At 67.3% G+C, this 23,455-nt stretch carries 23 protein-coding genes; 15 read left to right on the forward strand and 8 right to left on the reverse strand.

The features are described 5' to 3' along the window. Positions 1 to 79: 79 nt before the first annotated feature. The 4 genes from H681_RS01070 to H681_RS01085 are packed head-to-tail and all read left to right on the forward strand — an operon-like array spanning position 80 to position 4,443. The gene (locus H681_RS01070) at positions 80 to 1,081 is read left to right on the forward strand and encodes an NAD-dependent epimerase/dehydratase family protein (RefSeq protein WP_015474986.1); all 1,002 of its coding nucleotides are present in this window, start codon (positions 80 to 82) and stop codon (positions 1,079 to 1,081) included. A gap of 25 nt (positions 1,082 to 1,106) precedes the next feature. Continuing rightward, entirely contained in the window at positions 1,107 to 1,847 is a 741-nt protein-coding gene (locus tag H681_RS01075; RefSeq protein WP_015474987.1) for a glycosyltransferase family 2 protein, read from the forward strand. A 3-nt stretch (positions 1,848 to 1,850) separates the two neighbouring features. Further along, the gene (locus H681_RS01080) at positions 1,851 to 3,446 is read left to right on the forward strand and encodes an ArnT family glycosyltransferase (RefSeq protein ID WP_015474988.1); all 1,596 of its coding nucleotides are present in this window, start codon (positions 1,851 to 1,853) and stop codon (positions 3,444 to 3,446) included. 25 nt (positions 3,447 to 3,471) lie between these two features. Beyond that, positions 3,472 to 4,443, forward strand: a complete 972-nt coding sequence (locus tag H681_RS01085; protein ID WP_015474989.1) for an SdiA-regulated domain-containing protein — start codon at positions 3,472 to 3,474, stop codon at positions 4,441 to 4,443. Between the two features lie 48 nt (positions 4,444 to 4,491). On the opposite strand, the gene H681_RS27170 is transcribed toward H681_RS01085, so the two are convergent. Next, positions 4,492 to 5,139 carry a lipid-A-disaccharide synthase N-terminal domain-containing protein gene (locus tag H681_RS27170; protein ID WP_015474990.1) on the reverse strand — a complete coding sequence of 216 codons (648 nt, stop codon included), beginning with the start codon at positions 5,137 to 5,139 and terminating at the stop codon, positions 4,492 to 4,494. A 574-nt stretch (positions 5,140 to 5,713) separates the two neighbouring features. On the opposite strand from H681_RS27170, the gene H681_RS01095 reads away from it, so the two are divergent. Further along, positions 5,714 to 7,021, forward strand: a complete 1,308-nt coding sequence (locus tag H681_RS01095; RefSeq protein WP_015474991.1) for an MFS family transporter — start codon at positions 5,714 to 5,716, stop codon at positions 7,019 to 7,021. Positions 7,022 to 7,040: 19 nt separating this feature from the next. Here H681_RS01095 and H681_RS01100 read toward each other — a convergent pair whose 3' ends face one another. Beyond that, a complete protein-coding gene (locus H681_RS01100; protein ID WP_086009586.1) occupies positions 7,041 to 8,459 on the reverse strand; it encodes an MDR family MFS transporter in 1,419 nt (472 codons plus the stop codon). A 364-nt stretch (positions 8,460 to 8,823) separates the two neighbouring features. Between H681_RS01100 and cfaB the strand changes: the two genes are divergently transcribed. Then, complete coding sequence (cfaB, locus tag H681_RS01105; protein ID WP_015474993.1) at positions 8,824 to 10,008, forward strand: C17 cyclopropane fatty acid synthase CfaB; 1,185 nt, start codon at positions 8,824 to 8,826, stop codon at positions 10,006 to 10,008. A gap of 140 nt (positions 10,009 to 10,148) precedes the next feature. Then, complete coding sequence (locus tag H681_RS01110) at positions 10,149 to 10,619, forward strand: GNAT family N-acetyltransferase (RefSeq protein WP_041712315.1); 471 nt, start codon at positions 10,149 to 10,151, stop codon at positions 10,617 to 10,619. Here H681_RS01110 and folE2 read toward each other — a convergent pair. Further along, a complete protein-coding gene (gene folE2 / locus H681_RS01115; protein WP_015474995.1) occupies positions 10,616 to 11,503 on the reverse strand; it encodes a GTP cyclohydrolase FolE2 in 888 nt (295 codons plus the stop codon). The genes H681_RS01110 and folE2 overlap by 4 nt on opposite strands. Positions 11,504 to 11,580: 77 nt before the next feature. Further along, a complete protein-coding gene (locus H681_RS01120; protein ID WP_041712318.1) occupies positions 11,581 to 11,979 on the reverse strand; it encodes a hypothetical protein in 399 nt (132 codons plus the stop codon). Between the two features lie 132 nt (positions 11,980 to 12,111). Between H681_RS01120 and dksA the strand changes: the two genes are divergently transcribed. Together dksA and zigA are read left to right on the forward strand one after the other, a co-directional pair. After that, positions 12,112 to 12,516 carry an RNA polymerase-binding protein DksA gene (gene dksA, locus H681_RS01125; RefSeq protein WP_015474997.1) on the forward strand — a complete coding sequence of 135 codons (405 nt, stop codon included), beginning with the start codon at positions 12,112 to 12,114 and terminating at the stop codon, positions 12,514 to 12,516. A gap of 29 nt (positions 12,517 to 12,545) precedes the next feature. Then, positions 12,546 to 13,748, forward strand: a complete 1,203-nt coding sequence (gene zigA / locus H681_RS01130) for a zinc metallochaperone GTPase ZigA (protein WP_015474998.1) — start codon at positions 12,546 to 12,548, stop codon at positions 13,746 to 13,748. A gap of 178 nt (positions 13,749 to 13,926) precedes the next feature. Here the strand turns inward: zigA and H681_RS01135 are convergent, their stop codons facing one another. Next, positions 13,927 to 14,280, reverse strand: coding sequence for a hypothetical protein (locus H681_RS01135; RefSeq protein ID WP_015474999.1), 354 nt, complete (start codon positions 14,278 to 14,280; stop codon positions 13,927 to 13,929). 76 nt (positions 14,281 to 14,356) lie between these two features. Between H681_RS01135 and H681_RS01140 the strand changes: the two genes are divergently transcribed. Beyond that, entirely contained in the window at positions 14,357 to 15,319 is a 963-nt protein-coding gene (locus tag H681_RS01140) for a CobW family GTP-binding protein (RefSeq protein ID WP_015475000.1), read from the forward strand. Between the two features lie 85 nt (positions 15,320 to 15,404). Beyond that, positions 15,405 to 16,433 (forward strand): energy transducer TonB, encoded by a 1,029-nt coding sequence (locus H681_RS01145; RefSeq protein WP_041711655.1) that lies wholly within the window; start codon positions 15,405 to 15,407, stop codon positions 16,431 to 16,433. A gap of 100 nt (positions 16,434 to 16,533) precedes the next feature. On the opposite strand, the gene H681_RS01150 is transcribed toward H681_RS01145, so the two are convergent. After that, positions 16,534 to 17,043: a nucleoside 2-deoxyribosyltransferase gene (locus tag H681_RS01150; protein WP_015475002.1), complete on the reverse strand. Its 510-nt coding sequence runs from the start codon at positions 17,041 to 17,043 to the stop codon at positions 16,534 to 16,536. Between the two features lie 2 nt (positions 17,044 to 17,045). Then, positions 17,046 to 18,128 carry a calcium:proton antiporter gene (locus tag H681_RS01155; protein WP_015475003.1) on the reverse strand — a complete coding sequence of 361 codons (1,083 nt, stop codon included), beginning with the start codon at positions 18,126 to 18,128 and terminating at the stop codon, positions 17,046 to 17,048. A gap of 181 nt (positions 18,129 to 18,309) precedes the next feature. On the opposite strand from H681_RS01155, the gene H681_RS01160 reads away from it, so the two are divergent. Then, positions 18,310 to 19,260 carry an adenosine deaminase gene (locus H681_RS01160; RefSeq protein WP_015475004.1) on the forward strand — a complete coding sequence of 317 codons (951 nt, stop codon included), beginning with the start codon at positions 18,310 to 18,312 and terminating at the stop codon, positions 19,258 to 19,260. A 48-nt stretch (positions 19,261 to 19,308) separates the two neighbouring features. Here H681_RS01160 and H681_RS01165 read toward each other — a convergent pair whose 3' ends face one another. After that, positions 19,309 to 20,952 (reverse strand): SulP family inorganic anion transporter, encoded by a 1,644-nt coding sequence (locus tag H681_RS01165; protein ID WP_015475005.1) that lies wholly within the window; start codon positions 20,950 to 20,952, stop codon positions 19,309 to 19,311. A gap of 525 nt (positions 20,953 to 21,477) precedes the next feature. Here H681_RS01165 and H681_RS01170 point away from each other — a divergent pair. From H681_RS01170 to H681_RS01180, 3 genes are all read left to right on the forward strand, one after another. Next, on the forward strand, positions 21,478 to 21,777 hold the full coding sequence (locus H681_RS01170) for an SMR family transporter (protein WP_442961270.1): 300 nt from the start codon (positions 21,478 to 21,480) through the stop codon (positions 21,775 to 21,777). Then, positions 21,771 to 22,100: a multidrug/spermidine efflux SMR transporter subunit MdtI gene (mdtI, locus tag H681_RS01175; RefSeq protein WP_015475007.1), complete on the forward strand. Its 330-nt coding sequence runs from the start codon at positions 21,771 to 21,773 to the stop codon at positions 22,098 to 22,100. The genes H681_RS01170 and mdtI overlap by 7 nt, the downstream gene beginning before the upstream one ends. Before the next feature lie 392 nt (positions 22,101 to 22,492). Next, entirely contained in the window at positions 22,493 to 23,446 is a 954-nt protein-coding gene (locus tag H681_RS01180) for an ATP-grasp domain-containing protein (protein WP_015475008.1), read from the forward strand. Positions 23,447 to 23,455: the final 9 nt, after the last annotated feature.

Genomic DNA, 23,455 nt, shown 5'->3' on the forward strand with positions numbered 1-23,455 from the left:
ACGGGTGCTGGCGACTGATGACGATCGAAGGATTCGTACCGACTGACTGTGTTCCATCCCGTGGCCCGGAGCTGGCGCGGTGAAGCTGCTGGTCACCGGCGCCGCCGGGTTCATCGGCTTCCACACCGCCCGGCGTTTGTGCCGTGAAGGGCATGAGGTGGTCGGTATCGACAATCTCAACGACTACTACAGCGTCGAGCTCAAGCTGGCCCGCCTGGCGCTTCTGCGGCAGCAGCGCAACTTTCGTTTCGAACGCCTGGACATCGCCGATGCGCCGGTCCTGGCTGCGTTGTTCCAGCGCGAAGGCTTCGATAGGGTGATCCACCTGGCCGCCCAGGCCGGCGTGCGCTACTCGCTGGAGAACCCGCAGGTCTACGCCGACGCCAACCTCAGCGGCTTCGTCAACCTGCTCGAAGGCTGCCGCCACGCGCGGGTCGGCCATCTGGTGTACGCCTCCAGCAGCTCGGTGTACGGCATGAGCAGCCGCATGCCGTTCAGCACCGATGCGGCGGTGGACCAGCCGGTGTCGCTCTATGCCGCCACCAAGCGCGCCAACGAGCTGATGGCGCACACCTACGCGCACCTCTATCGCCTGCCGCTTACCGGCTTGCGCTTCTTCACCGTGTACGGCCCCTGGGGACGCCCGGACATGGCGCTGTTCAAGTTCACCCGGGCGATTCTCGAAGGCCGGCCCATCGAGATCTACAACAACGGTGAGATGTCCCGCGACTTCACCTACATCGATGATGTGGTGGAGGGACTGCTGCGCATCCAGGACCGTCCGCCCGAACCGGGTGAGCACGGCGAGGCGCCGGTGGCGCTCTACAACATCGGCCGGGGTGAGCCGGTGCGTCTGCTCGACATGGTGGAGTGCGTCGAATGCGCGCTGGGCCGCCGGGCCGTCCGCCACTATCTGCCGCTGCAGCCGGGTGATGTGCTGCAGACCTGGGCCGACGTCGAGGCGCTGGCGCAGCGCACCGGCTTCCGTCCGGCGACGCCGCTGCAGAGCGGGGTCGAGCGTTTCGTCCATTGGTACCGCGAGTTCCATGCGGTGGAAGAGCCCTGCGCCGGCGCGGCGTGACGGGCCACGGAGCACGAGTCCGAGCATGACCCACAGCCCTTGCGTGTCGGTGCTGATTCCGGCCAGGAATGAAGCGGAGAACCTGCCCGGACTTCTCGACGAGGTCCGCCTGGCCCTGGCCGGCGAGGCATTCGAAGTCATCGTGGTCGACGACGGCAGCAGCGATGCCACCCGCGCCGTGCTGCAGGGCCTGCAACAGGATGGCTACGCCGAGCTGCGGGTGCTGGTTCACGCGCGTTCGCTGGGCCAGAGCACGTCCATCTACCACGCCGCCGAAGCCGCTCGCGGCCATTGGCTGGCGACCCTGGACGGCGACGGGCAGAACGATCCGGCGGACATCCCCGGCATGCTCGCCCTGGTGCGCGCCGCCGACTGCCCCGCAGGCCTCAAGCTGATCGCCGGGCATCGCGTGAAGCGCCAGGACAGCGCCAGCAAGCGCTGGGCCTCGCGCTTCGCCAATCGCCTGCGCGGGCGCCTGTTGCGCGACCAGACCCCGGACACTGGCTGCGGCCTGAAGCTGATCGAGCGCGAAGCCTTCCTGCGTCTGCCGTACTTCGACCACATGCACCGTTTCATCCCGGCGCTGATCCAGCGTCACCAGGGCGTCATGCGCGTGCATCCGGTGAACCACCGGCCGCGCCACGCCGGGGTGTCCAAGTACGGCAACCTTGACCGTGCTCTGGTAGGCATCCTCGATCTGTTCGGCGTCTGGTGGCTGATCCGCCGCACGCGCCTGGATGCCGTTCCCCACGAACTGGGGCGCTGAGGCATGGCGAGCCAGGGCGACTCCGGCAATTCGCTTTCCCGCCTGGCGCCGCCGCGCGCGAGGGTCGGCGCGCGGTATTCCTGGTGGTGGCGCTGCGCCGAGCGGCCCTGGTTGCTGCTGGCGCTGGCGGCCCTGCTGCTGGGGGCCGGCCTGGGGCTGCGCCAGCCGAGCAACGTCGATGAGGAGCGCTTCCTCGGCGTGGCCCTGGAGATGCTGCAGAACGGTGACTGGCTGATCCCCCATTGCGCCGCGGAAATCTACCCGGACAAGCCGCCGCTGTTCATGTGGCTGGTGGCGCTGCTGCTGCGCCTGGGGCTGGCGCCGAACCTGGCGCTGTTCCTGCCGGCCTTCGGCGCCGGCCTGGTGGCCACCGCCTGTCTCTACGACCTCGGCCGCCGTCTGTGGAAGCGCCGTATCGGGTTGATCGCCGGGCTGCTGTTCCTGGCCACCTACCAGACCTATTCGGTGCTGCGCGACGGCGCTATCGACGGCTTCCTTTGCCTGTGGATCAGCCTGGGCGTCTACGGCCTCTGCCGCCACCTGCTGCTCGGCCCGGCGTGGTGCTGGTTCTACCTGGCCTGCGCGGCGATGGGGCTGGGCATCATCAGCAAGGGCGTGGGTTTCCTGCCGGCGCTGATGCTGATTCCCTACGCCTATGCCGTGCGCCAGGGATGGGCTGGCGTAGTGCGCATGCCCGGCCAGGCGCGCGCCTGGTGGCTGGGCCTGCTGGTGGCCCTGGTGGTCATCGCGCTGTGGCTGGTGCCGGTGGCGCTGCATGTGCTCTGGAGCGGCAGCGCCGATGGCCGCGCCTACCTCGACGACATCCTCCTGCAGCAGACCGCCAAGCGCTACGCCAGCGCCTGGCAGCATCAGGAGCCGTTCTGGTACTTCTTCGTCAAGGTCATCCCGCAGTACTGGCTGCCCTTGCTGCTGGTCCTGCCGTGGGCGGTGCCTGCCTGGCGCCGGCAACTGGCCCGGCGCGACGGACGCCTGCTGGTGCTGCTCGGCTGGGTGGCGCTGGTGCTGCTGTTCTTCAGCCTGAGTTCCGGCAAACGCAAGCTCTACATCTTCCCCGCGCTGCCCGGGCTGGTGCTGGCCGTGGCGCCGTTGCTGCCCTGGCTGCTGCGCCGCTGGTTCGCCGAGCGGCCGAGGGCGCGCAAGGTCTTCCTGGGCGTCGCGCTGTGCTGGTTCGCCGCCTGGTTCGCCCGTGGCTTCGTCGAGCCGTTGCGCGATCCCGGCGATGACCGTCGTCCGCTGATGGCCGAGGTGGCGCGCCTGAGCGGCGGCGCCGAGCTGGTGCTGACCCACTGGCGAGAAGGCCACTGGCTCTACGCCCGCCAGCCGCTGGTGCACTTCGGCCTGGACACCCCGGCCCCCTTGAGCAAGGCGCTGACCTGGCTGCGCGGCCATCCGCAAGCGGTGGCGATGGTCCGTGCCGAAGATCTCGAGCGCTGCTTCCGTCGCGAGCGCGCCCGCGAGGTGACGGGGGACTACGAGGAGCGCTGGTTCCTGGTCGGCGCCGATGCCGACAACGGCCAGTGCGCCGACGACGCTTCCGCCCCGGCCTACCGCTTCGCCTGGAAGCGGCCGCTTTCATGAGTTTCCACTTCCCGGGAGTCCGAATGTGAACCGAGCCGTCGACAGCGTGGACATCCTGTCGCTGCATCCCCCGCGCCGCCGTCTCGATCGGCGCGCCTGGCTATCCCTGGCGCTGGTCGTGGCGCTGCTCCTGCCGGCCGTGACGCTGGTACTCACCGGGCACTGGCAGCAGCGGGCCTACTTCTACATCAGCAGCCAGCTGCACGCCGCCGAGTGGGCCGGGCGCAGCGTCTGGCTGCCCGACTACAAGGTGGTGATCGACGCGCTGCCGGTGAAGGGCATCGAGTCCGACCTGTCCGCCATCAGCTACGACTTCGACCAGGACCGCCTGATCGCCGTGACCAATGCCGGGGCCATGAAGCTGGCGGTGTTGAGCAAGACCGGCGAGCTGCTGGCGCAGTACCCCATGAACGGCTTCCAGGATGTGGAGGGCGTGGCCTACCTGGGCGGTGGCCTGGTGGCGGTGTCCGATGAGAACCTCCAGCAGATCGATTTCTTCGCGCTGCCCGAGCGGCCTGGCCAGGGGATAGACGCTCGCGACGCGCAATCGATCGCCCTGGCGATCAACCCGAGCCTCCACAACAAGGGCTTCGAAGGGCTCACCTATGACGCCGGGCATGACCGCCTGTTCATCGGCAAGGAACGCGGCCCGCGACAGATCTACGAAATCACCGGCGTACGCGCCAGCCTTGCCGGCAAGTTGCAGCTCAAGGTGATCGACCACAGCGCCTGGGTGAAGCGCAGCGTCTTCGGCACCGACATCTCCGATCTCCACTACGACCGCAAGAGCGGCCATCTGCTGGTGCTCAGCGAAGAGTCGCGGCTGATCATGGAACTGGATGGGCAGGGCGGCCTGGTCAGCTTCCGCTCGCTTGGCGGTTTCGGCGACCTGGAGCACGGCGCGCCCCAGGCCGAGGGGCTGAGCATGGACGCCGACGGCAATCTCTACGTGGTCAGCGAGCCGAACCTCTTCTATCGCTTCGAGAGGCAGCGCTGAGGCGGCTTTTCGATAACCGCGAGGGCCTCTTCCGAATGCCGCCGGGGCTCAGTGGCTCTGCGCGCCGGCGCCTCCGGCCTGGCGCCGGATCAGCGCCAGGTTGCGCAGGTAGACCAGGATGCCGAAGGACTGGCCGAGGATGATGATGGGGTCGCGCTGCGCCACGGCGTAGCTGAACAGCAATACGCTGCCAGCCATCGACAGGTACCAGAAGTGGATCGGGTTGACCGGCCGGCCAGCGCGCTCGGAATACCACAGTTGCAGCACGAAGCGCCCGGTGAAGAGCGTCTGGCCGAACATACCGATCGCGGTCCAGAGCGGGTCGGCGCCGGTGATCGCCTTGAGCATCGGCTCGGGCTTCGACATCCAGCCCAGCGCGATGGCCACCGCCGCCCAGGTCAGCCAGGGCCAGGCGAAGAACAGTGGCCGGCCACCGCCGTGGCGGCGGTCCAGTTCCAGGTTGCGCAGGTAGATGGCCAGGCCGGCGAGCTGCCCCAGGCAGATCACCAGGTCGCGCTGGTGGGTGGCGTAGGCCAGCAACAGCACCGCTCCGGCGCAGCTGAAATACCAGAAATGCACCGGCATCAGGCTCTTGCGCGCGCGCTCGGACAACACCCACTGGACCAGGAAGCGGGCGGAGAAAGCCGCCTGCGCGAGCAGTCCGATGGCGAACCACAGTGGATTGGCGGCGTTCAAGCGGGGCCCCTCGTCGGATCGTCGAGAGCCGCGCCGGGCGCGGCCTGTAGCACAGCCGGAAGCATAGAGGCGGCAGATGTCGCTTTGGTGGCGGCGGCGGAAGGTCGAGTCGGGCGATTCGCGGCGGGATGGAGCGATGGCGACGGGCGGGATCAACATTCCCCCGGTGCCTGCACGTCCGGGGGTGTGGACGGGGCACCGAGGCCAGGCGGCAGGAGCCGCAACACGAGGGGAATGGAAATCGACCTTGTCTTGTGGACAAGGTCGGACTCCGACCCTTCGAGGGGTACCTGACAAGTCTCCCGAAGGGTGCGAGAGCGCGCCAACGATAGAAGCTGGCCACTAGCCGGTCAATCGAAAACGACAAACGCCTGTTGGGCATGTTCGATATTCGAACCGAAACGTGACGGAGAACAGTGGATTTCGTTAGCCGGCTATCGGAGGTTGTCTATACTGTTTCCAAATGTGTCGGCGAAAAATCACCGGGTTCAGGTGACGATTCGTCCGATGCGAGGCGGCCAGGGACTTCCGCTCAGACACCCGGGAAGCAGTTCAACCCAACAAGAGAAGCCCCATGAACGCACCTGCCTCCGTACCGCAGTATTCCGCCCATGAGCGCCGCTCGCGCATTCTCGCCATCGTCGGCGCATCGTCGGGCAACCTGGTGGAGTGGTTCGACTTCTACGTCTACGCCTTCACCGCCCTGTACTTCGCCCACGCCTTCTTCCCCTCGGACAACCCGACGGTACAACTGCTCAACACCGCCGGGGTGTTCGCCGCCGGCTTCCTGATGCGTCCCATCGGCGGCTGGATGTTCGGCCGCATCGCCGACAAGAAGGGCCGCAAGACCGCGATGATGATCTCGGTGCTGATGATGTGCGGCGGCTCGCTGGCGATTGCCGTGATGCCGACCTACGCCACCATCGGCGTTGCAGCGCCCGCCCTGCTGCTGCTCGCGCGGCTGTTCCAGGGGCTCTCGGTGGGCGGCGAGTACGGCACCAGCGCGACCTACATGAGCGAGGTGGCGCTCAAGGGCCAGCGCGGCTTCTTCGCCTCGTTCCAGTACGTCACCCTGATCGGCGGCCAACTGCTGGCGGTGCTGGTGGTGGTGGTCCTGCAGCAGCTGCTGAGCACCGACGAGCTGCGCGAGTGGGGCTGGCGGATTCCCTTCGTGGTCGGTGCCATCACCGCGGTGATCGCCTTCTACCTGCGCCGCTCGCTGAGCGAGACAGCCAAGGCGTCCAACCTCAACCGCAAGGAATCGGGCACCCTCACCGAACTGTTCGCCCACCACAAGCGCGCCTTCTTCACCGTGCTCGGCTTCACCGCCGGCGGCTCGCTGATCTTCTACACCTTCACCACCTACATGCAGAAATACCTGGTGAACACCGCCGGCATGGACCCGAAGGTGGCCAGCGGCGTGATGACCTTCGCGCTGTTCTGCTACATGTGCATGCAGCCGCTGTTCGGCGCGCTGTCCGACCGCATCGGGCGCAAGACCTCGATGCTCTGGTTCGGCATCCTGGGGATGCTCTTCACCTGGCCGATCCTCTCCGCGCTGAAGGCGGTGAGCAGCCCCTACCTGGCCTTCGTGCTGATCATCGCAGCGATGGCCATCGTCAGCCTGTACACCTCCATCAGCGGCCTGATCAAGTCGGAGATGTTCCCGCCGCAGATCCGCGCCCTGGGCGTGGGCCTGTCCTATGCGGTGGGCAACGCCATCTTCGGCGGCTCGGCGGAATACGTCGCCCTGGGCCTGAAGAGCCTCGGCATCGAGGAGTACTTCTACATCTATGTCTCGGTCATGTGCGGCGTGGCGCTGGTGGTCTGCCTGCTGCTGCCGGACCTGCGCAAGGTCAGTTACCTCAACGACGAGGACTGAGTCGCCTCGCGCCTGAAGGCTAGTTGTCGGCCCGGCCACGCAGCGCGTGGTCGGGCAACGCCAGGGCGATCAGCAGCGTCAGGACGCCGAAGCCGGCGCTGATCAGGAACAGGTGGCTGAACACCTGGTCCAGCACCTGCCGCTGCGCCTCGTGGCCCGCGCCACCCAGGCTGTCCAGCAGGGCGCTGGCCGACAGGCCGTGGCCGGCGTCGCCCGCCAGCGGCTGCAGCATGGCCAGCAACAGGGCCGACATCAGCGCGATGCCCACCGCGCCGCCGAGGGAGCGGAACAGCGTGATGTTGCTGGTGGCCACGCCCAGGTAGCGGCTGTCCACGGCGCTCTGCGCTGCCACCAGACTGGTGGGGAACTGGGTGCCGGCGGCGATGCCGGTGAGCAGCATGCACAGGCCCGAGAGCAGGTAGGCGTCCGGCGAGGTCAGCGCAAGGCCGGCGATGGCGCCGGGCGCCAACAGCGCGCCCGCGACGATCTGCGGCTTGTAGCGTCCGAGGACTGCGGTCAGGCGGCCGCAGCAGTACGCCCCCAGCGGCACGCCCATCGCCAGCGGCAGCAGGTGCAGCGCCGCGCTGTCCGCGCCCGCGCCGGTCACCGACTGGAAGCGCAATGGCACCAGCACCGATAGCGAGATGACCTGGAAGCTGGCGAAGAAGCTGATCAGCCAGCTCAACGTCGCCGCGCGGATACGGAACAGTTGCATCGGCACCAGCGGTTCCGGCGCGCGGCGTTCCTGCATGACGAACAGCGCGATCAACACCAGCGCGGCGGCGAACAGTCCAAGCATCTGCGGGTCGTTCCAGCGCGCGCCCTGGCCGACCTCGGTGATCGCCAGCAGCAGGCTGCCCAGGCCTGCGATCATCAGCGCGGTGCCCAGGTAGTCGATCACCGGCTGGCGGCCCGGCACCGGCAGGCCGCGCAAGGTGCGGCGGGACACGGCGAGGGCGACCAGTCCCACCGGCAGGTTGATCAGGAACACCCAGCGCCAGGACAGGTACTCGGTCAGCAGGCCGCCCAACACCGGTCCGGCGATGCTCGCCACCGCGTACATGCTGCTGAAATAGCCCTGGTAGCGGCCGCGTTCGCGGGGCGGGACGATGTCGCCGATGATCGCCTGGCTCACCGACATCATGCCGCCGGCGCCGATGCCCTGCAGCACGCGGGCGAGCACCAGCTGCTCCATGCTCTGCGCGGCGCCGCAGAGCGCCGAGGCGGCGGTGAATACGCCGATGGCGAACAGCATCAGCACGCGGCGCCCGTAGAGGTCGCCGAGCTTGCCGTAGATCGGCATGGAGATGGTCATCGCCACCATGTAGCCGGAGATGACCCAGGCGAGCAGGTCGAAATCGCCGAAGCCGGCGGAGATCGCCGGAAGCGACACGGCGACGATGGTCTGGTCCAGCGCGCCGAGGAAGATCGCCAGCATCAGTCCCACCAGTACGGTGCGGACCGCCGGGCGCGGCGCGGAGAAGGTATTCAAGGCGGTCCCCTTCACTGCAGAGGGCCTTCGGTCGGAAGGCGCCGAAAGGAGGCACAGTGTAGCCCAGGCCAGGGTCCAATGATTACGGGGCTTGCCGTCCGCGCGTCATTGTTTCCGCTGCGCAAAGGCTCTATCTCAGACCCGGCAAGAATGTCTCCGGGAGCGGCTGCTACGCTTGCATGGCGAACTATCCATCCGTGGCGCTACCGGACGCGATCCGCGCCCGATAGCTTTGCGCGAGCCAGGCCATAGGGACAGACTATGGAGGAACTGGTCTATAGTTCTTCAGCCCTGTGACCAGGAGGTATGCATGAAAGCCAATCTGCCCTCTGAGTTGCTGTCCCTGCAGCTGCCGTTGCGCATCCGCATCGGCGAGACCCAGGCCTTCGACCTGGGGCCGGATCCGCAGGTAACTCTCGTCGTGCGCGACCCTACGCTGCTGACCGAGATCACCCAGCCCAGCCTCGATGTGCTGGGCCGCGCCTACGTCGAGAAGCGCATGGACATCGAAGGCCCCATTGGCGATGTGATCGCTATGGGCGATGCCCTGAGCGCTGCCCTGGGTACCGACGATGCGGGGGGGGACTACGTGCGCGAAAGCCACGACAAGTCCACCGACGCCGAGGCGATCCACTACCACTACGACCTTTCCAACGCGTTCTACCAGCTCTGGCTGGACCCGGAGATGGTGTACTCCTGCGCCTACTACGAGACCGGCAGCGAGGACCTGGCCACCGCCCAGGTCGCCAAGCTGCGCCACCTGTGCCGCAAGCTGCGCCTCAAACCCGGCGAGAAGCTGCTCGACGTCGGCTGCGGCTGGGGCGGCCTGGCGCGCCTGGCGGCGAAGGAGTTCGGTGTCCAGGTGCACGGCATCACCCTCAGCGAGGAGCAGCTCAAGCTCGGCCGCGAGCGGATCAGGGCCGAGGGCCTGGAGGGCAAGGTGACCCTGGAGCTGCGCGACTACCGCGACCTGCCGCGCGACGGCCGCTACGACAAGGTGGTCAGCGTCGGCATGTTCGAACACGTCGGTCACGCCAATCTGGGCATCTACTTCCAGCACCTGTTCGACGCGGTGCGGCCGGGCGGGCTGGTGATGAACCACGGCATCACCTCCAGCAACACCGACGGCCGTCCGGTCGGGCGCGGCGCCGGCGACTTCATCGACCGCTACGTGTTCCCCCACGGCGAGCTGCCGCACCTGTCGCTGGCCGTCGCCCGCATGAGCGAGGCGGGGCTGGAAGTGGTCGATGTCGAAGGGCTGCGCCTGCACTACGCGCGCACCCTGGACTTCTGGAGCGCCAACCTCGAGGCGAAGCTGGCCGAAGCGGCGCGACTGGTGCCCGACCAGGCCCTGCGCATCTGGCGCCTGTACCTCGCCGGTTGCGCCTACGGGTTCAAGAAAGGCTGGATCAACCTGCACCAGATACTTGCCAGCAGGCCGCACGCGGACGGTAGCCAGGAAGTGCCCTGGAGCCGGCGGGATATCTACGTCTGATCCTGAAAAAGCGATGCAATCGGACCCGGATTTCCGGGCCCGATTCGTTCGGGCTGCACCCCAGGGCGGTGTCGTAATGCTTGCATCACAGGCCGGCAGAGGATAAACCGTCGCCTCCTTTTGGCTTGCCCCTGCGAATCATGGTGTCTTTCTTCCCCGAACTGTCTCTCGTCGAACTCACTCCCGCCCAGGCGCCGTGGCCACTTCTGCTGCTGGCCGATCCGAGCCGCGCGCAGATCGAGCGGTACTTGCCACAGTCGCGGGTGCTGGCGCTCAGCGACAGCGAGGCGGTGCGCGGCGTGCTCACGCTGACCGCGCGCAGCTGGGGCGTGATCGAGATCACCAACCTGGCGGTGGAAGAGGAATGGCAGGGCCGCGGCCTGGCCCGGCGCCTGCTGACAGCGGCCATCGATGCCGCGCGAGCCATCGGCGCGCTGCGGCTGGACATCGCCACCGGCAACTCCAGCCTGGCGCAACTGGGTCTGTACCAGCGCATGGGCTTCCGCATCGCCTGCGTGGAGCACGACTACTTTTCGCTGAACTACCCGGAGCCGATCATCGAGAATGGCATCCGCTGCCGCGATCGCATACGCCTGGACCTGGTGCTCTAGGGCCGTACCCAACGGCTCGCCGCCACCGCGTCGTGGGCGTGCAGGCTTTCCGCATGCACCACACGCACCTCGAAGCCTGACACCTCTTCGCGCTGCAGCAGCGCCCGGTGCAGCCGGCGCGCGGCGTCCTCGCAGAACATCAGGTTCTGTCCGTTGGCCAATGCAAAGGCCTGTTCGTCGGCGCGCTTCACCGCCGTCTGCACGGCGGTACCGAGGGCGGCCTCGGCGTGGTCGATCAACTCGCTGAAAGCGAATGTCCGCGCGGCCGGGTCGAGGCGCAGTTGTAGCCGCGCCTCGCTGCGCTGGCTGTGTGGCGTGGCGAGGATGCCCTGCGGGCTGCCGAGCCAGGCGCGGACCTCGCTGGCCTTCAGCGGACGGCCTGCGAAGTCGGCGTCGAAACGCTCCTGGATCAGTTGGCGCGCCAGCGCCGCCGAGCACGGGCAGGTCGAGGAGTAGGGCAGGCTCAGGCGCAGTTCCAGTTGCAACACGTCATCTTCCAGCTGCGCGTGGATTTCGCAGGGGTAGCGCTTCCATCCGCTCAGCGGGCTGACCAGTGCCGGGCGCCGCAGCATCAGTTCGAAACGCAGTACCAGGCTGGCGCGTCGGGAGAGCTGCGCGTGGCTTCTGAGGAATTGCCTGAGCAGGTCACGCAGCAGCGCGGGTGAAAGCTCCGTGTCCGCCAGCGCCTCCAGCTCCAGGTACAGCCGCGACATGTGGATGCCGCGCGCATCGGCTTCATCGAGGCTGACGCCGGCATCGGCATAGGCGGCAACGCGCTCGCCGGCGATGCGCAGCGGCACGGCGATGCCCTGCATGCCGACCCAGTCGAGCGGGACGGGCAGGTGGGTGGATTGGCAGGCGATATCGGGGAGCAGGGCGGTCATGGGCGGGTCGCGGTCAACGGTTGTTATAATATAACGTATTTACTTTCCGGCGATCCCGCAATGGGCTCGTCAGCGTTTCAGCGTTCCTGTTGCTTGCAACCGCTGACCCGGCCGCAGGTCAGCCGCGCGCTGTCACCGGTGGAGCTGCTGAAGCGGCTGATGTTGGTCCAGCCGATGCCGCGGCTGGTGCCGACCCACACCTGGCCGTCGCTGGTCACGCCGCTGAAGAAGGTCAGGCTGCCGTAGCGCGTGCCGGTCTGCGCCCAGCGCCGGCCGCTGCTCGCCTCGAAGCCGCGCAGGTAGGTGTCGTGGCCCTGGGTGGCGATGCTGTAGCGATTCCCCGAATCGTCCATGCAGGCCAGCACCGAAGCGGACCAGGCGCAGCGCGCGGGCTGCTCGCCGGGAAAGGGCAGCGGCGCGGAACCGCTGGCGTGGGCGAAGGGAGCGAGCAGGCAGAACAGCAGGGCGCGGCGCAGCATCGACGGTCTCGGAGGCGGATGGAGCGGAGCATCGGTATCGCATGTCGGAACACGCTTGTCGATTCTCGATTGCTGGATATGCACTGTTATAATATAACATAATCAAATTACTCCCTTCCGGAGACGGCCATGACCGAACAGGAACTGCTCGCCCAGCCCGGCGATGCCTACATGAGCGAGGCGCAACAGGGTTATTTCCGTGAGTTGCTGCTGCACCAGCGCGGCGAATTGCAGGCGCGCATCGATGAGGAGTTCCGTGCCTTGCAGGACGGCGAGCGGGCCAGCGACGACGCCGATATCGCCAGTCGCGAGGAAGAACGCCAGTGGCAACTGCGCCGGCTGGAGCGCGAGAAGAAGCTGCTGGACAAGATCGACCAGGCGCTGGAGCGCCTGGTCCGGGGCGATTACGGCTGGTGCGAGGAAACCGCCGAGCCGATCGGCCTGCGCCGCCTGCTGCTGCGCCCCACCGCCTCGTTGTGCATCGAGGCCAAGGAGCGCCAGGAACGGCGCGAACTGCACGTCCGCGAAGCCTGATCCCTGGAGACGACCCGTTGAAAAGCCCCGTGAACCGCCTGCTCCCCGTCACCGTACTGTCCGGCTTCCTTGGCGCCGGCAAGAGCACCTTGCTCAACCACGTGCTGAAGAACCGCGAGGACCTCAAGGTCGCGGTGATCGTCAACGATATGAGCGAAATCAACATCGACGGCCGCGAAGTGCAGCGCGACGTCAGCCTCAATCGCGGCCAGGAGCGCCTGGTGGAGATGAGCAACGGCTGCATCTGCTGCACCCTGCGCGAGGACCTGCTGGAAGAGGTCAGCCGGCTCGCCGGCGAAGGTCGCTTCGACTACCTGCTGATCGAGTCCACCGGCATCTCCGAACCGCTGCCGGTGGCCGAGACCTTCACCTTCCGCGACGAGCAGGGCCGTAGCCTGTCGGACCTGGCGCGGCTGGACACGCTGGTCACGGTGGTCGACGGGCTGAATTTCCTCGCCGACTACCAGGGCGCCGACAGCCTCGCCGAGCGCGGCGAAACCCTCGGCGAGGACGACGAGCGTTCGCTCAGCGACCTGCTGGTGGAACAGGTGGAGTTCGCCGACGTGATCCTGGTGAGCAAGATCGACCTGATCGGCAGCGCCGAGCGTGACGAACTGCTGGCGATCCTGCGTCGGCTCAACCCCGACGCCGACATACGGCCCATGGTCATGGGCCAGGTGCCGCTGGCGACCATCCTCGACACCGGCCGCTTCGACTTCCAGCGCGCCGAGCGGGCGCCGGGCTGGCTCAAGGAGCTGCGCGGCGAGCACCTGCCGGAAACCGAGGCCTATGGCATCGCCTCCAGCGTCTACCGCGCGCGCCGGCCCTTCCATCCACAGCGCTTCCACGACTTCCTCGCCCAGCCCTGGAGCAACGGCCGTCTGCTGCGCTCCAAGGGTTTCTTCTGGCTGGCCAGCCGCTACCGCGAGGCGGGCAGCTGGTCCCAGGCCGGCGGCCTGATGCGCCACGGCCTGGCCGGGCGCTGGTGGCGCTTCGTCCCGCGCGAGGCCTGGCCGCAGGACACCGCCGAACTGCAGGTCGTACTGCGCCACTGGGACGAGAACAGCGGCGATTGCCGTCAGGAGCTGGTGTTCATCGGTCAGAACCTGGACTTCGCGCGCCTGTTCGCCGAGCTGGACCGCTGCCTGCTGGATGACGCCGAGATGGCCGCCGGAACGACCGCCTGGAAGCGCCTGCCCGATCCCTTCGAACCCTGGGAAGCGCCCACCTGAGGCGAGGCCTTGAAGACATCCCGTCCGCGTTGCCGATGTTGGGCTGGCGGGCAAAAAAAGGGCCGCCAGGGGATGGCGGCCCGATTCACCAAGATCATGCCCGGCGTGGGGTGCCGAGAGGGTGTGAGGTACCCGGCGACAGTAAGCCTGAGGCGTATGACAGGCCGATGACGACGTGTCAGGGTTTGCGCCACTGGCCGTGGCTCTGGGTCTCGCAGAAGGGCTGGAGGATGCGCGCGTCGCTGGGCACCCCGTAGTAATGGATGTCCTGGCGATAGGGCATGCCCTGCACCTGGGCGTTCTCGCAGACGCCGAAGGCCCCGCTCGGGCAGTGGTCGGCGTAGGTGACCTGGACTGTCTGGTCCTTCAACTGCGGCTGGCAGAAGCCATCGCGGAACAGCGTGGCGGGAATGCTGCGGTTCTGCTGGCAGACCTTCACGTCGAGGTTGGCCCCCTGGCTGTGCACCACACAGGCTTCGCCGTGGGCGAGCAACGGCAGGCAGGCGAAGGCCAAAGGAAGGAGTTGGCGCATGGTCGGTCCGGGGGTGCGTAAAGAAGTCGCGACTCTAGCGCTTTTCCCGACGAGCGTCAGGCGGCACCATGAGCGAATGTTGAAGCAGATCCCGACTCATCTCATCGCCGGCCCCCTCGGGGCGGGCAAGACCAGCCTGTTGCATGACCTGCTGGCCCAGCGCCCGGCGGAGGAACGCTGGGCGGTGCTGGTCAACGAATTTGGCCAGGTCGGCCTGGATGCCGCGCTGCTCTGCCGCGACGAGGAGGGCATCGCCCTCGGCGAGGTCGCGGGCGGTTGCCTGTGCTGTGTCAACGGCGCGCCCTTCCAGGTCGGGCTGGGCCGGCTGTTGCGCAAGGCCAGGCCACAACGGTTGTTCATCGAACCCTCCGGCCTCGGCCATCCGTCGCAGCTGCTGGCGCAACTGCGCGCCACGCCGTGGCAGGGCGTGCTGGCGGTCCAGCCGCTGGTCATGGTGCTGGACGCCGCGTCACTGGCGGCCGGACAGCCCTTGCCCGAGCCTCAGCGGGAGGCGCTGGAGCAGGCCGGGCTGATGCTGCTGAACAAGAGCGAAACCCTTGATGACGCGGCCCGCGCGCAGTTGCTGGTCGCTCTGCCGGCGCTGCCGGCGCGCTGGACCACGCAGGGCCGCCTGGCGCTTTCCGAGCTTCCCGCTTCGCCCCTGGAGGCGCCGGGGGCCGGGCTGCCCATCCTGCCGGCCAGCGTCGAAGCGGGCGTGCTGCTGCGTCGTGAGCAGCCACTGCGGCAGGTGCGCATCGAGGATGGGCGACAAGCGGTCGGCTGGCGTTTTCACCCGGACTGGCGCTTCCGCATTGCCGAGCTGGACGCCTGGCTTGCCGCGCTGCCCGGCCTGCTGCGGGCCAAGGCGGTGCTGCATGGTGAGGCCGGCTGGCTGGCGTGCAATCGTACCGAACGAACGGCGCCCTGGACGCCCAGTCCGTGGCGGCGTGACAGCCGGATCGAGCTGATCCTGGCGGCGCAGGTCGATCCACAACCGCTCCACGATGCGCTTCTACGCTGCGCCATCGAGCCAGGATGACGGACGAGGTTGCCCTCGCGGGCCTGGTGAATGATAATAATTATCAGAAGATACTGCTTCGTGAACTCTTTCCGCAGGCTTTCTCATGTCGTTACCCCAACCGCGCGAAGCGGCTGACGCCAGTCTAGCCGTGTCCGCCGAGGACCAACTGTCCTCTGCCGCCACGGCGGAAGACAGTGCCGTACTGCCCAGCGTGAACGCCCAGCGCGTCAACGAGGCCAACCTGCGTCTGGTCAGCTGCGAGGGGGAGCGCCGGGACACGGAGGTGGTTCCCGAAGAGGTGCTGATCCCCTACGCCGTTCCCGTGGAAGGCGTGGAAGAGGGCGAAGAGCCGCCGCGCCGGAGCGGCTGGTGGAAGTCCTCGGGTCTGGCGATCGGCCTGCATGCGGCGATCGTTGCCGGGCTGGTCTGGGTCGTGCCCTCGCCGGCGGAGCTGAACCTGGGCCAGGGCGAGATGCCCAAGGCGATGCAGGTCAGCGTCGTCACCCTGCCGCCCAAGCCTGAGCCGGTGCAGCAACCGCCGGCCGCCGCGCCGGTCCCGACGCCGCCTGAACCGGAGCCGCCCAAGCCGGTCGAGCCGCCCAAACCGGTGGAAAAGCCCAAGCCGAAACCCAAGCCGGTGGAAAAGGCCGTCCCCAAGGTCGCGCCCAAGCCCAAACCGAAACCCAAGCCCGAGCCTGATCCGGAACCGGCGCAGGAAACCTCCGCGGCGCCGACCCCGGCAGCACCGCCGCCGCCTGCCGCGCCGACCGTCGGCCAGTCCACGCCGGGCGCGCAGTCGGCGCCGACCGGCTCTCAAGGCCCGGCAGGCCTGCCGACCGGCAGCCTCAACGACAGCGACATCAAGCCGCTGCGCATGGACCCGCCGAGCTACCCGCGGATCGCCCAGGCGAAGCAGATCGAAGGGCACGTGAAGGTGCTGTTCACCATCACCAGCGCCGGGCGGATCACCGACATCCAGTTCCTCGAGTCGACGCCGCCGCGCGTCTTCGAGCGCAGCGTGCGCGACGCGATGGAGAGATGGCGCTTCGAACCCCGCTCGCTGGGCGGCCGGATCGTGGCCCGCCAGGCGACCAAGGTGTTCAATTTCGAGCTGAAGAAAGCCCGTCGCTGAGACCTTTCGCCCCCAACGAAAAATGCGCCTCCAGGCGCGTTTTTCGTTGGCTGTAATCGGACATGGGCGATGTTCGGGGGGCTCTTGTGGGGGAGCGGATTCATTCCTCGGGGAACAGTTCGGCCTTCAGTAATTCCAGCGCCTCCCGCAGCCCACCGACGGCGATCTGCGCCGGCACCCCGAGCATCAGGTTCAGCGGCAGGTCGAAAGCCTCCACCTGGTTGCCGTCGCGGTCACGGCCCGGCTCGGCGCCTTGCCACTCGCGCGGCAGGCGTTCGGTACAGCTCCCGCCCGCGTCGATATAGCCGTACAGCGGCTTGCCCAGGGCGGCGGCATAACCCAGCTCGAAGGCCGTGCCGCTGTCCGGCTCGGCGCCACGGAAGGGGTTGAGGTTGGCGACCAGCGCATCGGCCTCTGCGATCAGCGCGAGGTTGGCCTGGTAGATCCACAACGCCTGCTCGCGGGGCCGGTCGATTCCCTCGGGCACCGAGTGGTCCAGCGGGTACAAGCCCAGCAGGCCGAACTCGGCGCACAGGGCCTTGAGTCGTTCACCCTGCTCGAAGGCGTCGGGGCGGAACACGTCGGGGCCGGCGAGGTAGATCTTGAGCATGGTCAGAGTCCCATCAGCGACAACATCAGGAAGGTGGCGAACAGCACGAAATGGGTCATGCCTTCGATGGCGTTGGTCTTGCCGTCGTGCAGGTTGAAGCCGGCGACCATCAGGGTGATGAACATCATGCCGGTCTGCAGCGGGGTCATTGCCATCTGGATCGGCTGGCCCTTGAACAGCGCCAGGGCCTCGATCACCGGCACGGTGAGGATGACCGTGGACAGCGAAGCACCCAGGGCGATGTTGACCACTGGCTGCATGCGGTTGGCCAGCGCGGCGCGCAGGGCGGTGAGGATTTCCGGGCTGGCGGAGATCGCCGCCACCAGCAGCGCCGGGACGATCGGCGGCACGCCGCTGCCTTGCAGGCCGACGTCCAGGGCCTTGGACATCACCTCGGCCAGCGCGCCGATCAGCACCACGCCGGCCACCAGCAGCAGGATCGACCGCCGGCTGTCGCCGGGGGCCGCATGGGCCGTGTGCTGCTCGCCGTGGGCGGCGTAGTTGTAGCTGAAGAAGTAGCTGTGCTGGCCGGTCTGCATGCGCAGGAACAGGGCGTAGAGCATCACCATGCAGCCGATGGTGAACATCGAGTAGAGCTTCCACTGCTCGGCGGGGATCAGCTCCGGCACTACCATGGAGATACCCACGGCGGTGAGGATCATGGTCACGTAGGTCTTGCCCGAGTCGTCGTTGTACGACTGCTCGCCGTGCTTGAGGCCGCCGAGCAGCGCGGCCAGGCCGAGGATGCCGTTCATGTCCAGCATCACCGCGGCATAGATGGTGTCGCGGGCCAGCGTCGGCGAGTGGTTGTGGCCCATCATGATCGCCAGGATCACCACCTCCACCAGCACCGCCGCCAGGGTCAGGATCATGGTGCCGTAGGGTTCGCCGACCTTCTCCGCGAGGATTTCGGCGTGGTGCGCGACGCGCAGCGAGACGCCGATGATCACCGCCAGCAGGACGCTGGCGGTGATTCCGGCAAGCAGCTTGCCGCCGCTCAGCAGACCGTGTTCCAGCGGGTACACCGCCAGCGCCACCAGCAGGGCGAGAATGAGGAGTTTTTCGTCTTTGAGCGCGCGCAGCATCGAGGACTGTCCATTTCCGGTAAGAGCGAGTGGGCCATCTTAGGCAATGCCCGGAGGGCGTACCAGCGAGCGGCCGACGAGATTCGCACGCAGGCCACGGCGCCCCTCATCGGCCTGTTGGCCTGCACGCTTCGCGGACCGTGCGATACTTTCCGCGACCGCCCGATAACGAGATCCCACCATGTACGACTGGCTCAACGCCCTGCCCAAGGCCGAACTGCACCTGCACCTGGAGGGCTCGCTGGAGCCCGAGCTGCTTTTCGCCCTGGCCGAGCGCAACAGGATCGCCCTGCCCTGGGGCGACGTCGAGAGCCTGCGCCAGGCCTATGCGTTCAACAACCTGCAGGAGTTTCTCGATCTCTATTACGCCGGCGCCGACGTACTGCGCACCGAGCAGGACTTCTACGACCTGACCTGGGCGTACCTTGCGAAGTGCAAGGCGCAGAACGTCATCCACGTCGAGCCGTTCTTCGACCCGCAGACCCACACCGACCGCGGCATTCCCTTCGAGGTGGTGCTGCGCGGCATCCAGGGCGCGCTCAAGGACGGCGAGCAGCAACTGGGCATCAGCCACGGCCTGATCCTCAGCTTCCTGCGCCACCTGTCCGAGGACGAGGCCTTCAAGACCCTGGAGCAGGCCCTGCCGTTCCGCGACGCCTTCATCGCCGTCGGCCTGGACAGCTCCGAGGTCGGCCACCCGCCGAGCAAGTTCCAGCGCGTGTTCGACCGCGCCCGCAGCGAAGGCTTTCTCACCGTTGCCCATGCCGGCGAGGAAGGCCCGCCGGAGTACATCTGGGAAGCCCTGGACCTGCTCAAGATCGAGCGCATCGACCACGGCGTGCGCGCGATCGAGGACGAGCGGCTGATGCGGCGCATCATCGACGAGCAGATCCCGCTGACCGTCTGCCCGCTGTCCAACACCAAGCTCTGCGTGTTCGACCACATGCGCGAGCACAACATCCTCGACATGCTCGAACGCGGCGTGAAGGTGACGGTGAACTCGGACGATCCGGCCTACTTCGGCGGCTACGTCACCGAGAACTTCCATGCCCTGCACGAGCACCTGGGGATGACCAAGGAGCAGGCGCAGCGCCTGGCGCAGAACAGCCTCGACGCTCGACTGGTGAGGTGACGCGTGACGCCCTCTTCCTTCCGGGAGAGGGCGATCGGCTTGGCCGTCTCAGGGCGCCGCTGTCGATGCCGTCAGCGCGGCGGGGAAATCCGGGTGGTAGATGGCCGCCCTCGGCACATCGAGTATCCCGGTCTTGCGCAACTTGCCCAGCACTCGCGCATTGGCCTCGCACAGGCGCACCTCGATGCCGCGCCGCTGAAGATCCTCGATCACCTCCTGCAGGGTCTGCAGGCCGGTGATGTCCATGAACGGCACGCGGCGCAGGCGGATGATCAGCACCTTCGGGTCGGTATGGGTCTGGGCCAGGGCGCGCTCGAAGGTTTCCGCCGCGCCGAAGAACAGCGGCCCTTCGATGCTGTATACCAGTACGCCCGGCGGCAGTTCGGCGAGGCCGCGGCCTCGCAGTTCCACCTCCAGCTCGGTGCCTTCGTCGGCATGTACCTCCACCGACGACGCCATGCGCCGCAGGAAGTGCAGCATGGCGAGGATTACGCCGATGTTCACCGCGATCACCAGGTCGCTGAACACGGTGAGCCCGAAGGTGATCAGCAGGATCGCCACGTCGGCGCGCGGCGCGCGCTTGACCATGAACAGGAAGTGCCGCGCCTCGCTCATGTTCCAGGCCACCACGAAGAGGATCGCCGCCAGCGCGCAGAGCGGAATGTTCGACGCCAGCGGGGCGAGGAACAGCAGGATCAGCACCAGGGTCGCCGCGTGGGTGACGCCGGCCAGCGGGCTGTTGCCGCCGTTGCGGATGTTGGTGGCGGTCCGCGCGATGGCGCCGGTGGCGGCGATGCCGCCGAACAGCGGGGTGACCAGGTTGGCGATGCCCTGGCCGATCAGCTCCTGGTTGGAGTCATGGCGGGTGCCGGCCATGCCGTCGGCGACCACTGCCGAGAGCAGCGATTCGATGGCGCCGAGCATGGCGATGGCGAAGGCCGGGCCGATCAGTTCCAGCACGCGCGGCAGCGTCACCTCCGGCAGGCTGAAGCTCGGCAGGCCCTGGGGAATGCCGCCGAAGGCGCTGCCGATGGTGGCCACGCCGTCGAAGTGGAACAGCGACTGGATGGCCGTCACCACCACCATCGCCACCAGCGGCCCCGGCACCCGGCGCAAGGCGGCGATGCGCGGGGCGAACAGCACCAGCGCCAGGCTCAGCAGCGCCAGCAGGGTGGTTGCGACGTGCAGTTGCGGCAGCGCCTGCAGCAGGTGCCAGACCTTCTGGTGGAAGTGCTCGCCGTTGACGGCGGGCAGGCCGAAGAAGTCTTTCCACTGGCCGACCCAGATGATCACCCCGATGCCGGCGGTGAAGCCGACGATCACCGGCGCCGGGATGAAGCGGATGATCGTGCCGAGCCGGCTCACCCCCAGCAGCACGAGGATGGCGCCGGCCATCAGCGTGGCGATCTGCAGCCCGTCGATGCCGTACTTGGCGGTGATCCCGGCGAGGATGACGATGAAGGCGCCGGTGGGGCCTGCGATCTGCACCCGGCTGCCGCCCAGCAACGACACCAGCGCGCCGGCGAAGATCGCCGTGTAGATACCCTGTTCCGGCTTCACTCCACTGGCGATGGCGAAGGCCATCGCCAGTGGCAGCGCCACCACCCCGACGATCACCCCGGCCACCAGGTTGCGCGTCCAATGCTCATGGCCGAACAGTCCGGCCTTCCAGGCGTCTCGCAGGGCGATCATCGCGGTCTCCGACAGGGTACTGGTTGGGAATAGTAACAGGGCGGCACGGGGTCGGGCGCTGGCGCAGATCATGGCCGCGGCATGCTGTCGCAGGCAGGATGAGGTGAACAGAATATTGCACAATGCTGATGGTGCCTGGCGAGCCACAGGGTTCTGGAGTGGTTGTTTACAGGCGCTCATAGCCATGATCGACATCGTCGATTTGCCAATCGGCCCCGAAATTGGCAATATAGTGTGCATTATGTTGAACGTTAAGACTTTGCCTCTCCCCACTTCCCGCCTGGTTTCGCGCGAGCGTCACTGGACCGGCGACCTCTAGCCCCTCCCAACGGCAGCTACCTGTTGGTGGCGCCAAGCGCGGCGACCTTCGCCGCCCGAGTCGGCGCCACCGAACCCGAACCGAAAACCGCCGCAAGGATGCTCTTAGCGAGACTGCGCGCGGCCGCCCGTGGGAGGGCTTGTACCATGCGTTCCTGGATCTATCTGTTCGCCGCCATCGGCTTCGAAGTCGTTGGCACCACCTCGATGAAACTTACCCATGCGTTGTACCCGGTTGCGGGTCTGCTGCTGATGTACGTCATGGTTGGCCTGTCGTACTACTTCCTCGCCCTGGCCATCAAGCATGTGCCGGTGGGCGTGGCCTACGCCCTGTGGGAAGGCATCGGCATCGTGCTGATCACCCTGGTCAGCGCTGCCTGGCTGGGCGAGAACCTGACCCTGGAGAAGGGGCTGGGCCTGGCCGTGATGATCGCCGGCATCCTGCTGGTGAAGTCCGGTACCCGCAAGGGCGAGCCTGAGGCCGGCAGGGAGGCTGCCACATGCTGAACCATGAGCTGATTCCGATGGCCTGGCTGGGCCTCGCCATTGTCCTGGAAGTGATCGCCAACCTGCTGCTGAAGTATTCCGACGGCTTTCGCAAGCGCGCCCTGGGCGTCTTCTCGATTCTCTGTGTGCTGGGCGCCTTCACCGCGCTGTCGCAGGCGGTGCGCGGCATCGAGCTGTCGGTGGCCTACGCGGTGTGGGGCGGCTTCGGCATCCTCGCCACCGTGGCGATGGGCTGGGCCCTGTTCGGCCAGCGCCTGGCGTGGCGTGGCTGGGTCGGCCTGACGATGCTGGTGCTGGGCATGGGCTTGCTGAAGCTGGCCTGATGTCGCCGGCGTGACGCACGGGCGGAGTCTCCGAAAGGGAGGGCTCCGCCTTTTTCATGGGCGTCGTCCCGCGCCGATTCATTCCGGCCCGAGGGAAGCAAGAGACGCCCGCCCTGTGCGATAAGGTTATAACCCCGGCGCCGGGCGGCGAGACGGGGGTGAACTATAGTGAGCGGTGTCCGTGGGGCGGAAGAGCGATCCGCCGCGCGCCATGACATGGGACGGAGTCCGTGGACGTGGGGTGGGCGGCACTCGGGGGTGTGGGCGGTAGAGTCCGTGCGACGTTGCTTGCGGGGTGGCGGAGATTCCGCCGCTCTGGCTTATCGGTCTCTTGCTGGCGGGTTTCTCGATTGAACATACAGTCTGCCCCGTGTGACGCTCCGACCTATCTCATGACCGCTATTGGCTCGTTCTCCGCCGAAGCGGTCATCACCTCGCTCCGTCGCGACCCGCAGGCCCGGGTCGTGGGCGTCAGTTCCCTGCCCCGGGAATGGAACGCCAGCTCGCCCTTGCTGGACGCGTTCCACCGGGTGCCCGCCGCGCGGGACGTTCTTTCCTATGTCGGCCGTGTGCTGGACATCTGCGAAACCGAGCGGGTCACCCATGTGCTGCCGCTCATCGACCCCGAGGTCGATGCGTTCACGCGGCACCAGGAAGCGTTCTCCAGTCGCGGCATCACGCTGTGCATGGCGCCCGCCGAAACCGTGTACATCAGTCGGGACAAGTGGCTCGTCTTCGAGGCGTTTCGGGACAATCCGGACATTCGTCCCATCCCGACCTGGAAGATGGAAGATTCCGCCGTGGAAGACCTGGCCTTTCCGTTGCTCGCCAAACCGCGCGACGGCCGCAACAGCGAGGGCCTGGTGCGGATCTACGACGGGGAGGACCTGCGCCACTTCCGCAAGAAGCTGAAGGATCGCGAGTACGTCGTGCAGCCGCTGCTCGATGGCGACGTGTGCGTCGTGGATATCGTGCGACAGCGCGAGACGGGGCAGTGGGCGGGCATCGCCCGCCAGGAGCTGGTGCGAACCCCCAATGGCGCCGGCCTGACCGTGAGGATGCTGAACGACCCGTTGCTGGTCGATGCGGCAGGCCAGATCGCGCGGACCCTGGACGCCAATGGCTGCATCAACATCGAGTTTCTGGTGCAGGACGGCACGTCACAACTGATGGACATCAACCCCCGCTTCTCCGGAGGGATCGTCTTCAGTCATCTTTCCGGCTACGACATGGTGAGCAACCACCTGCGCTGCTTCTCCGGGTCGATGCTCGACGAGCCCGTTGCACCCATTCCGGCCATCCATGCCCGGCATTATGTGGAGGTCACCTTCACGGACCCTCAGTGAGGCTCGACC

The sequence above is a fragment of the Pseudomonas sp. ATCC 13867 genome (genome assembly GCF_000349845.1).
Classification (GTDB): domain Bacteria; phylum Pseudomonadota; class Gammaproteobacteria; order Pseudomonadales; family Pseudomonadaceae; genus Pseudomonas.

What these genes read in the sequence shown, in the direction of transcription:
- H681_RS01170 (WP_442961270.1), top strand. Translation starts at nt 21,478, where the DNA reads ATGAAACTTACCCATGCGTTGTACCCGGTTGCGGGTCTGCTGCTGATG.
- H681_RS01110 (WP_041712315.1), top strand. Translation starts at nt 10,149, where the DNA reads ATGGTGTCTTTCTTCCCCGAACTGTCTCTCGTCGAACTCACTCCCGCC.
- H681_RS01075 (WP_015474987.1), top strand. Translation starts at nt 1,107, where the DNA reads ATGACCCACAGCCCTTGCGTGTCGGTGCTGATTCCGGCCAGGAATGAA.
- H681_RS01155 (WP_015475003.1), bottom strand. Translation starts at nt 18,128, where the DNA reads ATGCTGCGCGCGCTCAAAGACGAAAAACTCCTCATTCTCGCCCTGCTG.
- cfaB (WP_015474993.1), top strand. Translation starts at nt 8,824, where the DNA reads ATGAAAGCCAATCTGCCCTCTGAGTTGCTGTCCCTGCAGCTGCCGTTG.
- mdtI (WP_015475007.1), top strand. Translation starts at nt 21,771, where the DNA reads ATGCTGAACCATGAGCTGATTCCGATGGCCTGGCTGGGCCTCGCCATT.
- H681_RS01095 (WP_015474991.1), top strand. Translation starts at nt 5,714, where the DNA reads ATGAACGCACCTGCCTCCGTACCGCAGTATTCCGCCCATGAGCGCCGC.
- H681_RS01150 (WP_015475002.1), bottom strand. Translation starts at nt 17,043, where the DNA reads ATGCTCAAGATCTACCTCGCCGGCCCCGACGTGTTCCGCCCCGACGCC.
- H681_RS01100 (WP_086009586.1), bottom strand. Translation starts at nt 8,459, where the DNA reads ATGCTGGCGATCTTCCTCGGCGCGCTGGACCAGACCATCGTCGCCGTG.
- H681_RS01180 (WP_015475008.1), top strand. Translation starts at nt 22,493, where the DNA reads ATGACCGCTATTGGCTCGTTCTCCGCCGAAGCGGTCATCACCTCGCTC.
- H681_RS01140 (WP_015475000.1), top strand. Translation starts at nt 14,357, where the DNA reads ATGTTGAAGCAGATCCCGACTCATCTCATCGCCGGCCCCCTCGGGGCG.
- dksA (WP_015474997.1), top strand. Translation starts at nt 12,112, where the DNA reads ATGACCGAACAGGAACTGCTCGCCCAGCCCGGCGATGCCTACATGAGC.
- H681_RS01135 (WP_015474999.1), bottom strand. Translation starts at nt 14,280, where the DNA reads ATGCGCCAACTCCTTCCTTTGGCCTTCGCCTGCCTGCCGTTGCTCGCC.
- H681_RS01165 (WP_015475005.1), bottom strand. Translation starts at nt 20,952, where the DNA reads ATGATCGCCCTGCGAGACGCCTGGAAGGCCGGACTGTTCGGCCATGAG.
- H681_RS01080 (WP_015474988.1), top strand. Translation starts at nt 1,851, where the DNA reads ATGGCGAGCCAGGGCGACTCCGGCAATTCGCTTTCCCGCCTGGCGCCG.
- H681_RS01160 (WP_015475004.1), top strand. Translation starts at nt 18,310, where the DNA reads ATGTACGACTGGCTCAACGCCCTGCCCAAGGCCGAACTGCACCTGCAC.
- folE2 (WP_015474995.1), bottom strand. Translation starts at nt 11,503, where the DNA reads ATGACCGCCCTGCTCCCCGATATCGCCTGCCAATCCACCCACCTGCCC.
- H681_RS01145 (WP_041711655.1), top strand. Translation starts at nt 15,405, where the DNA reads ATGTCGTTACCCCAACCGCGCGAAGCGGCTGACGCCAGTCTAGCCGTG.